This is a genomic window from Oscillibacter valericigenes, assembly GCF_016902445.1.
GTDB lineage: Bacteria > Bacillota > Clostridia > Oscillospirales > Oscillospiraceae > Oscillibacter > Oscillibacter avistercoris.
Map to the genome: position 1 here is coordinate 20,575 of NZ_JACSNX010000025.1, position 14,386 is coordinate 34,960.

Below are 14,386 nucleotides of genomic sequence, written 5' to 3' on the forward strand. Positions count from 1 at the left end.
GGAGGAGGGAACAACTCATGAAACGAGTATTTGTGCTGATATTGGCAATGGCGGTCTGCCTTACCCCTGCGGCGGCTTCGGATGATTTGCCTTCCGAGCAGTACCGGAACCTCGCTGAATACTGGGCGCCAACGATTTATCAGGACGTGAACGACTCCTATCTGACGCGTGCCGATATTCCCACCAAGTTCAATTACGATGGGGACTGGCGCGGAGACAACAACTGGGAGAACCTCGAAAATTATCCCCAGATTCCTTCTGCATATTTTTCTGTGCGAGAGACTTTGACCCACTATCGGCGATGATACAATGGGCGTCTTGACAGCATCTCCCGCATCCGAAACGGTCGTAACCTGGACAAATCAGCCCACCTCCACCGGTGAGGCGCAGGTTTCTGCCATCATTGAGTGTCAATGAGCGTGAACCGAAGGAGGTTTGTGTGGAAACAGCGAAGCATTTGGGAAGAAATATGACTACAATTCCGTAAAAAGGGCAGGCGCTTCAGCGCCTGCTCCTTTTCTGAAATAGGAAGGTGCACCGAAGAATCGGGATATGTATGTAGAAAGAGCCCCGTTCCGACCGTCGTGACGGGATAAAATACTGTCTCCAGCCTGCCGCCCGCTGCCATACACGTGCTGCTTTTTGGCATCATGGTTGGCCAACACGATGCCGCCTGCAGAAAACTCCGTGTTCTCATGCCGGGGCGATTTTTGCCTTTTGCAAGGCCCTGTAAAAGTATTGTCCTGGTAGGCCCTAACTCGACTTTATACCCATTTGAAACAGCGCCGGCTTCTGTTTGGTATTGCGTAGCAGACGTGTATATAGCGACGGACCCCGCCTGCTCCGCTCAAGCGGGCAAGAATTCTCCCCTGTGGCAGCCGCTTACAGCCGTTGTAATCACCAGAGGAAGCACGCCTTGCGATGTCCTGCGTTCCGATTCCCACTCTGATGCATGCCCCGCCCAGATCTGGATCTGCTTTGACCAAAAGTGAGGTCTGGACACGGAGAAGCCGTGTCCAGACCTTCTGCTGTTTTGTCGGAATATCAGCGGACGCTGCCTGGGACTTTTTCTATGGACTTGGCAGCCTCCTTCTTGGCCGACGTGGTGAAGGCGCACCGGGGATCGTGGACTCTACCCTTGGGAAGTACGACTCGTTTCGGTACTCGATGGAATATGGAGCGCACTAGCTGGTGAGATGAGACCTTCCATAAGAGGGAGATGCCCGGAGACTGTCGGTTTCCTTTCGCAGCTATTTCGGGCAGGATGGTGCCCTCCGTCAGTGGCGGGAGCAGGATTAGCACTTGCCGCTTCCGCTACCCGGCGTTTTTACGGGCGGCCTACCCCTGCAATTTTATTCGGGCAGAATCCATACAGCATATAGCTGCTGTATCTGCTTTCAGGGCACATCGATATGGTATTCTTTGATCTTGTTGAAAAGCCCCTTCTCGCCGATTCCGAGAATCTCCGCTGTCTGCTTGCGCCGGCCTCCATTATAGTGGAGGGCGTCTTCAATCGCCAATCTTTCCGCTTCCTTCAGACTAATGGGGAGGTCTGCCTTCTCTCTGCCGCCTACGCGGTCAGCACGGTTGCCACCCGGCCGCACACCCTGAGGAAGGTCCTCCAGTTCGATCTCATCCCCGTCGGCCATGATTGCCGCGTGCTCCAGAATGTTGGAGAGCTGACGAATGTTGCCCGGGTAATGGTAAGAGAGAAGAGAACGAATCTTCATCATTCCTGAGCCGTATAGCGCTTCAAGACCTTGCGGGGCCCGGCGCTTATCAGCGTCAGGTTCCGTTTTGGTGTGGCGGGAACAACACAGAAGGATCGTCTCTTGGAAAAAGACTCCCGGGGCAAACCTTTGAGAACCTCGCAGATTGCCTTCTGCCAAAGCAATGGGGAGAGCGGCAGAATACACGCCGCAGTGCAGATATTCTCTGTTCCGTCCGGAAAAGAACGTGAAAGAATGTCCGATTGCCCTGCAGGCCGGGACCGTGCTGAACAACCGCGATATCATGGGGCGTTTTGGGCAGAGCTGTTTCGGCATCATGTACCTGGCCTGGGTGGCAGTGAAGGAGTTCATGTCCGGCGAAATCGCCACCTGCGTGGGCGGCACTGCGGCCTCCGTCATGATGGAGACCTGCAGCAAGGAGTTCGCCTACGGCGTCGGGCGGTTCCTGGAGGAGGCCTGGACCCTGGCGAAGTTTATCGGCAACCTCAACATCGCCGGCGTGTCCAGCTACTTTGACGAGAACGACACGTCGTACTTCGTCATGGACCACATCATCTGAATACGGAATGCAAAGAATCACCGACTGGTCCCCGGTGGACCATGTGCGCAATGTAACGAAGGGCTAACGAGATTTCCCGCTGAGAAGGCCGGAGTGGCTGTCCCAGACTCTGCCCCAGCTTGCCGATAAACTGTACCCAAGAAAATGGACGCAGAGGATTAGACCCCCGGCCCCGATTGGCGGACACGCATTTGCCCCATACCAGGAAGCGTTGGCGGACAGGAAGAACATCTTCTGGGTACGTTCCGAACGAGCCAGGGAAACAAAGGAGCAGAAGAGCCAGTCCGATTTTGGGCGGATTTTGGAGGCGCACCAGTTCCGCGGCTATGCAAAGGGCTCCCAGGGCATCCACATGCGGCTGCTGCACATGGGTGTGCGGATGAATATAAAGAAGCTCATGCGGAAGTACCGTCTCGCCTGCCCCATTTGGAAGCCGAATCCCTACCGCAGATTACAGAGGTCTATCCGAATGGGCAGCACCGCGGAGAATCTGGTGAACCGGGAATTTGAATCCCGCGGTCCCAGGGCCGTCCTCCTGACGGATATCATCTATATCCCTTTGAATGGGAAGTTCTGCTATCTGTCCACAATCCTGGACGCCTGCACGAAACAGGTCTTATCCTATGCCATGAGCGAATCTCTGGAAGTGGATTTCGTCCTGGAGATGGTGGAACGGCTGGTGCAAAACCACGGCACCTCGCTGAACAAAGAGACTGTGATCCATAGCGACCAGGGGACCCACTACACCAGCTTGAGGTTCATCCAACTGGTGGAAAGCCAGGAGCTGCGCCGGTCCATGTCCCGCAGGGGCAACTGCTGGGACAACGCACCCCAGGAGAGCTTTTTCGGGCACATGAAGGACGAGCTGGCCGGTGAGATACCAAGTTGGACATCCTTTGCGGATGCGAACGCATCCATTGACCGCTGGATGGATTCCTACAACAAGGACCGCTGCCAGTGGGACCTGGCGAAGCTGTCCCCCAATGAATTTTACGATTACATCACCACAGGTGAGTACCCCGCCGGTATGCTGCCACAATGGGTCAAATAAAAATGCCCTTGACTTGGGGGCACTTTAGGAAAAACGTGCCCGGAGGCGGTGTTTCCGCCTCCGGGCCTTCGTCCTTTTTGGAGAGATTATTTGTCGTTTACAGTGCGGCTGTTAGGACCTTTTCCATAGTTTTTGCCGCCTCCTTCTGGGCTGCTGTCGTGACGTAGGTATAGGTGTCCAGAGTGAAACCTGCGCTGAAGTGTCCCAGCATCCTGGACGCCATCTTAATGTCCACCCCGTTCTGAAGTGCCAGAGTTGCGAAGGTGTGCCGGAGGTCGTGGAACCGGACCTTGGGTAGCCGCGCCCGCTTCAGCACCCGGTGAAGCATTCCCCCCCTCTGTCAATTATCACTCCTGCACGCAGCAGATCTATCTCCCATATTCCTTCCCCGTACATATATGAACGCGCCCCTTCCCCCCCTCACCCTTTGCACAGAAGCCTCCTTTACGCAGATCTTTCACGAACGAAAAATTTTTCGCTTTTACGAAAATCGTTTCGGAGCGAAATTATTGATATGAGATAACAACATCCGTATTATGGAGTTGTAGAAAATGTCAATAATATTGACAAATAGGGGGCGTAATTAGGCATGTCTGACGATATTCTCCGGTTTGAAAATGTCTCCAAAACTTTTCCCGGTGTTAAGGCACTCAAAGATGTGTCGTTTTCCATCCGTAGGGGCGACGTCCATGTTTTGCTGGGAGAGAATGGAGCGGGAAAGTCCACGCTGATTAAAATTCTAACAGGTGTTTACCAGGCGGACGAGGGAGGCGCAATTTATCTCAACAACACGCCGGTAAAGATCCACGACACATTACAGTCCAGAAGTCTAGGGATTGGAACCGTGTTTCAGGAAAACAGCCTAATTCCTCATTTAAATGTGGCGGAAAATGTGTTCCTCACAAGAGAACTACGAAGTAAGAGTGGTGCCGTGGACTGGAACCGAACGTATCAGGAGTGTGAGCGGTGGATTCGAGAGTTAGGCGTAGATCATATCAACCCCCGCACCCAGGTGCGTAGGCTGTCTGTCGCCGACCAACAGATCGTGGAGATTGTCAAGGTGTTTTCCCAAAACCCCTCAATTGTCATATTGGATGAGCCGACTTCGGCTCTTTCGGACAATGAGATCGACAATCTTTTCCGCATCATCGAAACCCTGAAGGCCAAGGGTGTGACCTTCATCTATGTATCGCACCGGATGGAGGAAATCAAGCGAATCGGAGATCGAGCCACGATTTTCCGGGATGGTGCGGTGACAGGTGAAATTGAAGATTGCAAGACGGCTGATATGGACCAAGTCATCAATATGATTGTCGGCCGGACGTTAGAGGAAAAATTCCCCCACAGGGAATCCCACATAGGGGATGTCCTTTTGGATGTCCGCGATTTGCAGGTTCCCAATACCATCTATGATATTTCCTTCCAGGTGCGGAAGGGAGAGGTGCTGGGATTTTCCGGCTTGGTGGGGTCCGGGAGAACCTCGACGGCAAAAGCCATTGTGGGGGCAATCCAACGGACTGCCGGCGAGATATGGATCGGCGGAGAAAAGGTGAAAATTACAAGCCCGTCTGAAGCAATCGAGCACGGAATCGGCTATTTACCTGAAGACCGAAAGACGGAGGGGCTGATTCTATCCAAGTCTGTGAAAGAGAACATTTCCCTGCCATCTCTCCTGAAAAAGTTCCGCAGAGGTATTGTCCTGGACGGAAGGAAGGAGCGGGCAGCGGCCGAGGAGTACCGTGAAAAGCTGCGGATCAAAACGCCAAGCATCAATCGATTGGTCAATTTTTTGAGCGGTGGCAATCAGCAAAAAGTGGTTTTTGCAAAGTGGCTCTGTTCGGAAGCCAATATCTACATCTTTGACGAGCCGACAAGAGGCATAGATGTAGGCGCCAAGAGCGAGATCTATCAAATTATCAACGACTTAGTCTCCCAAGGGGCTGCCGTCATTGTGATTTCATCTGAACTGCCGGAGATACTAGGAATCTGCGACCGCATCATTGTCATGCGGGATGGACGAATTACAGCCGATCTTGACCGGGCAGACGCAACACAGGAGCTCATCATGAGCTATTCTATTTGAAAAGGGGGAGTTGCGCTATGAACGAGAAAAAAGGAGCGCCCGATGCAAAATTGACAAAGCACCGCAGATTTCATCTGAATTATCCCTGGTTATCAGCGGCAGTTCCGCTGGTGGTACTGGTAGTGGGGCTTTCCATTGCGCATCCTCGCTTTCTGACGCAGAGCAATGTGACCAGCATTCTGTTGCAGGCGGCAGTTTACGTCATTATGGCACTGGGGATGTCTTTTGTCCTCATGACCGGAGGTATTGATTTGAGCCAGGGTTCGTTGCTGGCTCTTGTGGGAGTTGTGGCAGCAGATCTGTTGCAGCGGACAAACTCGATTCCGTTGGCTATTATCGCCAGCATTTTGGTAGGAGCCGCAGTAGGCGCCGCGAATGGCCTTGTGGTGTCCTGCCTGAAGATCCCGCCATTCATCATGACGCTGAGCACCATGTATCTATGCCGGGGCTTGACGCTTGTCATCACGCAGGCCACGCCGATTACCGTTCAGAATACATCGTTCAAATGGATCGGCGGCGGCAGTGTCCTGGGCATCCCGGTCCCTGTGATAATCTTTTTGATTGCTGCGGCTGTTGGACAGTTCATTTTGTCTTACACGGCCACAGGCCGGTACATTTTGGCGGTAGGTTCCAATCGGGAGGCGGCACGGCTCTCCGGCGTTAAGACCCGTTGGAATGAGTGCAAAGTTTACATCATCTCCGGCGTCATGGTAGCGATTGCGGGGATTGTGTATGTCGCTCGACTGGGAGCTGCTCAGGCCACTGCCGGTGAGACTTACGAAATGGAGGCGGTGGCGGCATCCGTGCTGGGCGGCACCTCCGTATTGGGCGGTGAAGGCGGTATCATTGGAACGGTCATGGGCGCCATTGTGGTGGCCATCATCCGCAACGCCATCGTACTGCTGAACGTGTCGACATATTATCAGCAGATGATCACTGGAGCCGTAATTCTTGTGGCAGTGATCATCGACGTCCAGCGCAAGGCCCGTGTTGCAAAGCAGGTCGATTGACGGCCGGTTTCAGTAGCCTCAAAGGCGGAAAACGCCTTGAGATAAAAAAGAAGGAGGATCTCAAAATGAAAAAGTGTTTTGCTCTGCTCCTGACGCTCGTACTGTGTCTCGCGCTTGCTTCCTGCGGTGGCGATACATCCACCCCGGATGGACAGGCCTCCAATGATTCCGCTGCGGCGGAAGACAACTCCGGAACAAAAACCCTGACATTTGCACTGCTTCCCAAAACCCTTTCCAATCCCTATTTTGTAGCTATGCAGGAATTTGCGGAAGAGGCTGCAGCAGCCCTATCCAACGACGAGTACACAGTGGAGATTGTCTGCTCTGCTCCCCCCTCCGAAGATGGTGTCAATGAACAGATCACCATGTTTGAGTCCTATCTGGAGAGTGGTGTCGACGGTGTGCTCATTGTGCCTTGTGGAACGGCCGAGGTTGTGGACACCATTAAAAAAGCAAACGAGAGAAACGTTCCGGTTATCTGCCTGGACACCGATGCGGATGAAGGCGCGGAGGTTGCGGCCTTTATTGGTACCAACAACTATGACGGTGGTTATCTCGCCGGTGAATGGACCGCTGAAAATATTGATGGACAGGTGGCGGTCATCACTGGAACACTGGGCAATCAGTGCCATACGGACCGCACCAACGGCTATATGGATGCCCTCAGTGGTGCCAGCAACATTGAACTGGTAGGCGACGTGCAACCCTGCAACGGCGACCAGGGAACTGCTATGGGCATTGCGGAGAATCTGCTCACGGCATATCCCGATTTGAAATGCATCTATGTTACCAGTGATACCGGCGCTATGGGCGCTGCTACTGCCGTGCAGGCATCCGGTCGTGATGTCAAGGTCATTGGATTTGATGGCTCTCCCAACGGTGCTCAGTCCATCCTGGACGGCGGCATGACGGCAACTGTGGCGCAGACGCCCGGCGTCATGGCACAAGAGGGTGTGAATGCCCTGTACGAACTCCTGGTCAATGGCGTGGAGCCCGAAGACTTGTATACGCCCTGCACAATGGTCACCGCCGACAACGCCAGCGAGTATCTGGAGTGGCATTGATCTTGCATTCATGTCGCGGAAACGAGACATCTGAAATACGGGGGGCTGGAGCCCCAGCCCCCCTCCGTATACGATTTTGACATAGCCGCCCGGTCATAACAGCTTGCTATCCAGCGACTGCCTGCCTATACTCCTAAATATATGTGCACAGAAATCCGAAACACACATATATCGGAATTTTATTAAGTTGATGGGTTTGCTAAAGGAGGCTGCTGTGGCAAAGCGAATTACGTTGAAAGAGATTGCTGCATTAACTGGAACATCGGTGTCAACGGTTTCCAAAGCGCTGAATCAGAGTACGGAAATCTCAGAGGGAAAGCGGAGACAGATTATTGAAGTGGCACGGGCATTGCACTATCCATTTGAACGCCTGGAAAGAGTCCTGCCAGAAAATCGGGAGCGAATGGTTGGATTTCTCGTGCCGGATGTCTCCAACCCCTATTTCGCGCGATTGTGGCGCGGCGTGGAAGATATTGCCCGCAGCCATGACTATTCTGTAGTCGCCTGCCACACCGGAGAGGATCCGGAGCTAGAGATTGAGCAGATCAACCGGATTCAACGGTTGGACGTGGCGGGCCTTCTATCTGTGCCTATCCGGGAGGAAAACTATCAGCGGCTAAGACTCCCGCTTGTGCTCCTCTCCCGGTGCAGCGTTGCTTGCGAGTCCTTCAGCTATGTGGTAAACAACGATTTTCGGGGTGCCTATTTAGCCGCAAAGTATTTTTTGGATCAAGGCAAAACCAACGTATTTTTCCTCAGCGGGCCAGAGGAAATTTCTGTGGCAACAAATCGGACCCAGGGGATTCTGGCGGCATTCCGTGAGCGGGATCTGCCATTTCCAAAGTCCCACATTTACTACAACAATCTAAAATTCAAAGATGGGCATCGTACGCTAGAGAAGATCTTAAGGGCAAACCGGCCGCCATTGGGCGTATTTTGCTCGTCTGATATTGTCGCCATCGGCGTATTGAACATGGCGCGCTCCGGAGGATATAAAATCCCGGAGGAAATCAGTATCGTCGGCTACGATGACATTGAAAATGATCAATATTTGGATTATCCGCTGACCACAATTGCCCAGGCGGATTATCAAATTGGATCTCACGGAATGAAAACGCTTTTGGAAATTATCTCCGAAAAAGAGCCCTACCGGCAAGTGCGGCAGATCGTGTTTGAACCGGAGATTGTGGTCAGAAAGACATAAAACATATCCAATGGGCCACGGGCCCGGAATGATAAGGAGGAATTGCCATGGACAGGAAATTGAAAGCCGCCGTGACGGTGGGGCCAGGCCATATCGAGATTCAGGAGTTTGAAATGCCGACCCTGGGAAAGGGCGCCGCGATCTGCAAGGTTCTGATGGCTGGTGTGTGCGGCACGGACAAGCACACCTACAGCGGTGAAACGGTACAGTATAAGGGAACGCCTGATGAATTCACCATTCCGTTCCCCATCATTCAGGGCCACGAGCTTGTAATGGAAATTGTGGCCATTGATGAAGAAGGGGCACGAAATCTCTCTTATGACGGTGATGAACTGAAAGTGGGAGACCGAGTGACGATCTGCCCAGATGTGGTCTGCGGAAAGTGCTGGTATTGTAAGAATATGCCAAGTTATCCCTGGTGCGAGAAGGCACAGTTCCACTATGGTCACAACCGCTCCTGCAACACGGATAAGCAACTGTACGGTGGCTTTTCTCAGTATATGTACATCGAGCCGGGCTCCCGGCTTTACAAAGTGCCAGACGGTCTCCCCAATGACCTGGCGTGCTTCACCGAGGTCATGTGTGTAACTTATACCCTGGAAAAAGCACGGGAATTTAGCGGTTTTTCTCTGGAGGGTTTCAATTTTGGCGATGCGGTTGTCCTGCAAGGCACTGGCCCGTTGGGCATTGCCCATATTGCAATGGCCCGAATGATGGGCGCCGGCAAGATCATTGCCACGGATATCTCGGATTATAAACTGGACATTGCCAAGGCCTTTGGCGCTGATGTGGTGATGAACGTGGAGACCACCACGCCCGAAGAGCGGATTGCTCGCATCAAAGCAGAGACGAACGGCCGTGGTGCCGACATTGTGGTGGAATGCGTCGGCCGTCCGGAGGTATTCCCGGAGGGGCTGAAGTACCTGCGCAAGGCGGGCATGTATCTGGAGCCTGGCAACTTTGTGGACTGCGGCACTGCGAATATCAATGTCCATGAGATCTGCGCCAACAATCTGCGCATTATCGGCATGAATAACCACACCCACACAAAATACAAAACCGTTATGGAGATGATGCTGCGGACCAAAGACCAGTTCCCATGGGACCGGCTGTTCAGCCATTGCTATCCCTTGGAAGAGACGGAACAGGCAATCCGGACCAGCATGACAAAAGAGAGCATGAAGGTCCTAATTAATCCGTGGGCAACAGTCTGAAAATATGGCTTAGATTTCTGAAAAGGGAGCAGTTCACATGGATACAAAAGTGAAGGCAGCTGTTCTGGTAAAGCCGGGGCATGTTGAGATCCGGGAATTTGATATGCCACAGCTGGGGAACGGTGCGGCGATTTGCAAGGTCCTGATGGCTGGCGTGTGCGGCACGGATAAACACAGCTACCGGGGGGAGACTGTCCAGTACAAGGGGACAGAAAACGAAATTGATCTGCCCTTTCCCATCATCCAGGGCCATGAAATTGTAATGGAAATTGTGGCCATCGACGAAGCAGGAGCCCGAAACCTCTCCTATGACGGCGATGAACTAAAGGTTGGAGACCGCATAACAATCTGCCCGGATGTGGTTTGCGGCAAGTGCTGGTACTGTAAGAATATTCCAAACTACCCATGGTGTGAACATCTGCAGTTCAGCTATGGCAATATGCGATCCTGTGACGACGGAAATCATTTGTATGGCGGCTTTTCCCAATATATCTACCTGGAACCGGGAACGCGGGCGTATAAGGTTCCGGATGGCCTGCCCGATGAGATGGCCTGCTTTACGGAGGTCATGTGTGTAACCTATACGCTGGAAAAGGCACGAGAGTTCAGCAGTTTTTCTCTGGAGGGCTTCAACTTTGGGGATACCGTTGTTGTCCAAGGAGCGGGACCACTGGGCATTGCCCACATTGCAATGGCTCGGATGCTGGGCGCCGGCAAGATTATCGCCACGGATATTTCAGATTACAAGCTGGATATTGCCAAGGCCTTTGGTGCCGATGTTGTGATAAACGCGGAGACCACTACGGCAGCGGAGCGGATTGCCCTCATTAAGTCGGAGACAAATGGCCGGGGCGCCGAAATCGTAGTAGAATGCGTCGGCCGCCCGGAGGTATTTCCCGAGGGATTGAAATACCTGCGCAAGGCGGGCATGTATCTGGAACCCGGCAACTTTGTGGACTGTGGCGGTGTTGACGTGAATGTTCACGAGATTTGCGCAAACAATCTGCGGATCGTGGGCATGACCAATCACACGCATACAAAGTATAAAACGGTCATGGAGATGATGCTGCGAACCAAAGATCGCTTCCCCTGGGAGCGGATATTCAGCCACAAGTTCTCCCTTGCACAGACGGAGCAGGCCATTCAGACCAGCATGACTAAGGACAGTATGAAGGTTCTCATTGATCCGTGGGCCTAACAGCCGCTGAATTACACAGCTTAGCTTACTTCCTTTTCTCCTACGGGCGGTACTGCTTCTTGAGTTGACGGCGGTACCGCCCACTTCTTAATACATGGAGGATACTTATGAGACTGTCTGTTAAAACGTGCACACTGGCGCTTCCCTATGAGGAGATGCTGGATTTCTGCGTAAAACAAGGCGTTAAAGCGGTGGAAATCGGAACCGGCAACTGGTCTGGCGCCCCGCATATGGACCTGGAGTCAATGCTTGCCTCGGCTGACAAGCGGGCCCGTTGGATTGGTGAACTGGAGCAACGTGGCCTAGTGCTCTGCGCCCTGAACTGCTCCGGGAATCCCCTGGCATACGAAAAGGATTGGAGGGTCACAGTGGAGACCTTCCAGCTAGCCGCATTGCTGGGTGTGAAGAAAATCGTGATGATGAGCGGATTACCCGCCGGCTGCGCTGGCGATACCACGCCGGTGTGGATCACGACCTCATGGCCGCCAGAAACACAGGATGTCCTGCAATACCAATGGAATGAGGTTGCAATTCCCAAATGGCGAAAACTGGCCCGCTTGGCGGCAGATTATGGCATTGAACAAATTGCCCTGGAAAATCACGCCATGCAGCTGGTGTACAATCCAGAGACCTTGCTCCAGCTTCGGCGGGAAATCGGGCCGATCATCGGGATGAATCTGGACCCGTCCCATCTCTTCTGGATGGGGGGAGATCCCATATCGGCAGCCAGAGTGCTGGGAGAATCCGATGCAATCTACCACATCCACGCCAAGGACTCCAGGCCAGAGCGAAGAATGGCGGAGCCAAACGGGATGTTGGACACAAAGCCGATTGAGTCGTTCCGGGAGCGGTCTTGGAACTATGTGGCGGTGGGAGCCGGTCATGGTGCACAGTGGTGGAAGGAATTCCTGTCCGTAGTGCGAATGTGCGGGTATGACGGAGATGTGTCACTGGAGATGGAGGATCTGACCTTACCTATGTTGAAGGGGCATATCTCTTCCCTTCAGGTTCTGCGGGAGGCCCTGACGCTGTAAATGTGGTAAGTGTTGGTTCTTTCCTCCAAATCATAGGTCTTGTCCGGTTATACCATGCTGCCAACCGATCCGGGGGATTCTTCCGTTGTTTCGGCGCTCGGCCGTTCCGAAACAGCAAGGTCTGTCAGCACGGCTATTTTTGCATGTGCTCAGCTTTTTGCGCTCAATCAGGGGCCCCTTCTCTTCGCTAATTTTGGCCATATATGATGAGCGCAACATGCTCCGATTGCAGTATGCCGTAAGGATGAAGTTGTATGCCGGCAAAAGAAGAGCTCCCGGCTTGCCCTGATACCACCACCGTACAGGTGATCGGAGGCAAAAGGAAGCTGTTGATTCCCGCAATCTGCTAGCCGGGCTCTGGCGGATCAGCGAACTGAAAAAGAATTTACAGCAGCCCAGCCAGGAGGCCCTCACCAACAGTCTGTGTCCTCTGGAGGACGATAGTATCGCCTTCCCGGACAGTCTATCCCACTCCCTGAGCGAACGGAATGACTCCATGCCCCCATCACCAGCGCTATGGAGCAGCGGGAGACTGGGTATCAGACAAGGGTTCAACTCGGAGATGGATGTTTCCCGTATTTAAAGGTTCCGCTGCGCCATGGTCATATCTTGTTTTCAGCGACGGATTTTTTGAAGGGGCATTCGTGCCTCAATGGTCCAGGAGCGCCCCAGCGGCTATTTGCAACTCTAAGGAGGCAGCCGAATTTGGCAGAAAAGAGCACCCTCGCCTCAATTTTACAGGCAGAAGAACGCCCTTTCAAAATCCCGCAACTGCCCGCACATCTCCAGCCTAAGAGCTGGCCCCCGAAACGCGCCTGCGGGCGCAGTGCGGGCAGCTGTGACCGCCCTGGCACCAGAAAGGTGTCAGGGCGGTCTCCTGCTATACTCTAAGCGCAGCCAAAAGCTGTGTATCCATGCAGAAATTCTGCATGCTAAACCTTGGTATCAACACCCGTTTGGGTGATGATATAATCGCCTCATGCAGGCAGAGGACCGCTGCTTTTCTCCTTGCAGCATATCCGCTTTAAGCAGCGTGCGGCCCCGCTCTTACAAGATTTCATTTATGAGCCGGATGCGGGACGCTTGTCCTCCGCCGATATCGAAGCAGGGTATGACTTGTAAGAAACATGAGGACTGCCTGTCACTATGACTTGAGGATGTGGTGGTATGTTTATCGTCGGGATCGATGTAGCCAAGCGGAATCACGAGGTCGCCGTCATCACCCCGGAGGGGCAGGTGGTGTGCAAAGGGTTTCGCATTTCCAATACCTGCACCGGATACAACCGCATGATGGAGCGGCTTGGGAAACTGACCAACCTCAAGAGTCAGTTTATCTTTGCCATGGAGTTTACTGCCCACTGCTGGTTGGCCCTGTATACCTGTCTCAGGAAAGGTGGTTACCAGGTCGTTATACTGAACCCCATCCAGACACACACCATGCGGGAGATGTTTCTCCGCAAATCAAAAACCGATGCAAAGGATTTTCTGGTTATTGCCAATGCCAATCTCTCCAAGCTGACAGGGATCCTTTGGACAAGCAGTAATGGCCACTTGGGGGAATGGAAAGCCCAGGAGATGAAAGCGTTGGCCCGGAACAGTTTTGGCATTGCAGACTGCGAAGGAGCTTACTCGACACGGATCCTTTTAATGCTGGAGCAGATCCACACGCTGCAAGAAAATGCGATGCGTTGGAAGTACAGCTTGGAGCGTTGCTCCAACAGTTCGATACCACATTAATCACGATCCCCGGGATAGGGGCTATTCTTGCAGCCACGATCCTCTGAAAGAGGGTGCACAGCGGCTCACACGGCCAAACAGGGGGTGATTTTCTCTTCTCTCTGTCCTTCGGCCCTCGGGCCGTCCAAAGTGGGTGTGGGCGCCAGCCCGCAAAAAGCGTTTGGCTGCCAACGGCAAGCTAAACGCTCTGCTTGCCCTGCCGGAAGGCAGGAGATCTCCACCCGGATACTATGCAGACAGCATACTTGAGTTCCTCCCGGAAAGGCACTAAGATGGTCTTATCGACCAGACGGTTTTCTATGGAGGGACGATATGGCTGAGCAAAAGCATCTCTGCTACAACTGCTTTCAGGAGCGGGAGACCAAGGAGGGTCCCTGCCCCTACTGCGGCTTTGACCTGGCTGAAAATGAAAAGAAATTCCCCGTGGCCCTGCGGGCCGGGACGGTCCTGAACGGCCGCTACATTATCGGCCGGGTGCTGGGCCAGGGCGGCTTTGGCATCA

General features: G+C 53.3%; 12 protein-coding genes and 2 pseudogenes. 12 read left to right on the forward strand and 2 right to left on the reverse strand.

All coding sequences use genetic code 11. From position 1 onward, the window contains the following. Positions 1-17 precede the first annotated feature (17 nt). Positions 18-305 carry a hypothetical protein gene (locus H9X91_RS12245; protein WP_204805413.1) on the forward strand — a complete coding sequence of 96 codons (288 nt, stop codon included), beginning with the start codon at positions 18-20 and terminating at the stop codon, positions 303-305. Positions 306-1,397: 1,092 nt separating this feature from the next. Here the strand turns inward: H9X91_RS12245 and H9X91_RS12250 are convergent. Next, positions 1,398-1,733: an AAA-type ATPase lid domain-containing protein gene (locus H9X91_RS12250; protein ID WP_204805414.1), complete on the reverse strand. Its 336-nt coding sequence runs from the start codon at positions 1,731-1,733 to the stop codon at positions 1,398-1,400. 223 nt (positions 1,734-1,956) lie between these two features. On the opposite strand from H9X91_RS12250, the gene H9X91_RS12255 reads away from it, so the two are divergent. Both H9X91_RS12255 and H9X91_RS12260 read left to right on the forward strand, forming a co-directional pair. Further along, positions 1,957-2,289: a hypothetical protein gene (locus H9X91_RS12255; protein WP_204805415.1), complete on the forward strand. Its 333-nt coding sequence runs from the start codon at positions 1,957-1,959 to the stop codon at positions 2,287-2,289. A gap of 211 nt (positions 2,290-2,500) precedes the next feature. Continuing rightward, positions 2,501-3,340, forward strand: a complete 840-nt coding sequence (locus H9X91_RS12260; protein WP_204805416.1) for an IS3 family transposase — start codon at positions 2,501-2,503, stop codon at positions 3,338-3,340. 97 nt (positions 3,341-3,437) lie between these two features. Here the strand turns inward: H9X91_RS12260 and H9X91_RS12265 are convergent. Then, positions 3,438-3,668: pseudogene (locus tag H9X91_RS12265) on the reverse strand (tyrosine-type recombinase/integrase); the annotation flags it as partial. Positions 3,669-3,929: 261 nt separating this feature from the next. Between H9X91_RS12265 and H9X91_RS12270 the strand changes: the two are divergent. The 9 genes and pseudogenes from H9X91_RS12270 to H9X91_RS12310 all read left to right on the forward strand — a co-directional run. Continuing rightward, entirely contained in the window at positions 3,930-5,423 is a 1,494-nt protein-coding gene (locus H9X91_RS12270; protein ID WP_204805418.1) for a sugar ABC transporter ATP-binding protein, read from the forward strand. A 17-nt stretch (positions 5,424-5,440) separates the two neighbouring features. Next, positions 5,441-6,433: an ABC transporter permease gene (locus H9X91_RS12275; protein WP_204805420.1), complete on the forward strand. Its 993-nt coding sequence runs from the start codon at positions 5,441-5,443 to the stop codon at positions 6,431-6,433. A 65-nt stretch (positions 6,434-6,498) separates the two neighbouring features. Continuing rightward, positions 6,499-7,497 carry a sugar ABC transporter substrate-binding protein gene (locus H9X91_RS12280; protein WP_204805422.1) on the forward strand — a complete coding sequence of 333 codons (999 nt, stop codon included), beginning with the start codon at positions 6,499-6,501 and terminating at the stop codon, positions 7,495-7,497. A gap of 214 nt (positions 7,498-7,711) precedes the next feature. Beyond that, positions 7,712-8,701, forward strand: a complete 990-nt coding sequence (locus H9X91_RS12285) for a substrate-binding domain-containing protein (RefSeq protein WP_204805424.1) — start codon at positions 7,712-7,714, stop codon at positions 8,699-8,701. 47 nt (positions 8,702-8,748) lie between these two features. After that, complete coding sequence (locus H9X91_RS12290) at positions 8,749-9,915, forward strand: zinc-binding dehydrogenase (protein WP_204805425.1); 1,167 nt, start codon at positions 8,749-8,751, stop codon at positions 9,913-9,915. A gap of 37 nt (positions 9,916-9,952) precedes the next feature. Continuing rightward, positions 9,953-11,113 (forward strand): zinc-binding dehydrogenase, encoded by a 1,161-nt coding sequence (locus H9X91_RS12295; RefSeq protein WP_204805426.1) that lies wholly within the window; start codon positions 9,953-9,955, stop codon positions 11,111-11,113. A gap of 107 nt (positions 11,114-11,220) precedes the next feature. Further along, a complete protein-coding gene (locus tag H9X91_RS12300) occupies positions 11,221-12,147 on the forward strand; it encodes a sugar phosphate isomerase/epimerase family protein (protein WP_204805427.1) in 927 nt (308 codons plus the stop codon). A gap of 1,167 nt (positions 12,148-13,314) precedes the next feature. Continuing rightward, on the forward strand, positions 13,315-13,884 hold the full coding sequence (locus H9X91_RS12305; protein ID WP_204805428.1) for an IS110 family transposase: 570 nt from the start codon (positions 13,315-13,317) through the stop codon (positions 13,882-13,884). Between the two features lie 312 nt (positions 13,885-14,196). Further along, positions 14,197-14,386: pseudogene (locus H9X91_RS12310) on the forward strand (protein kinase domain-containing protein); the annotation flags it as partial.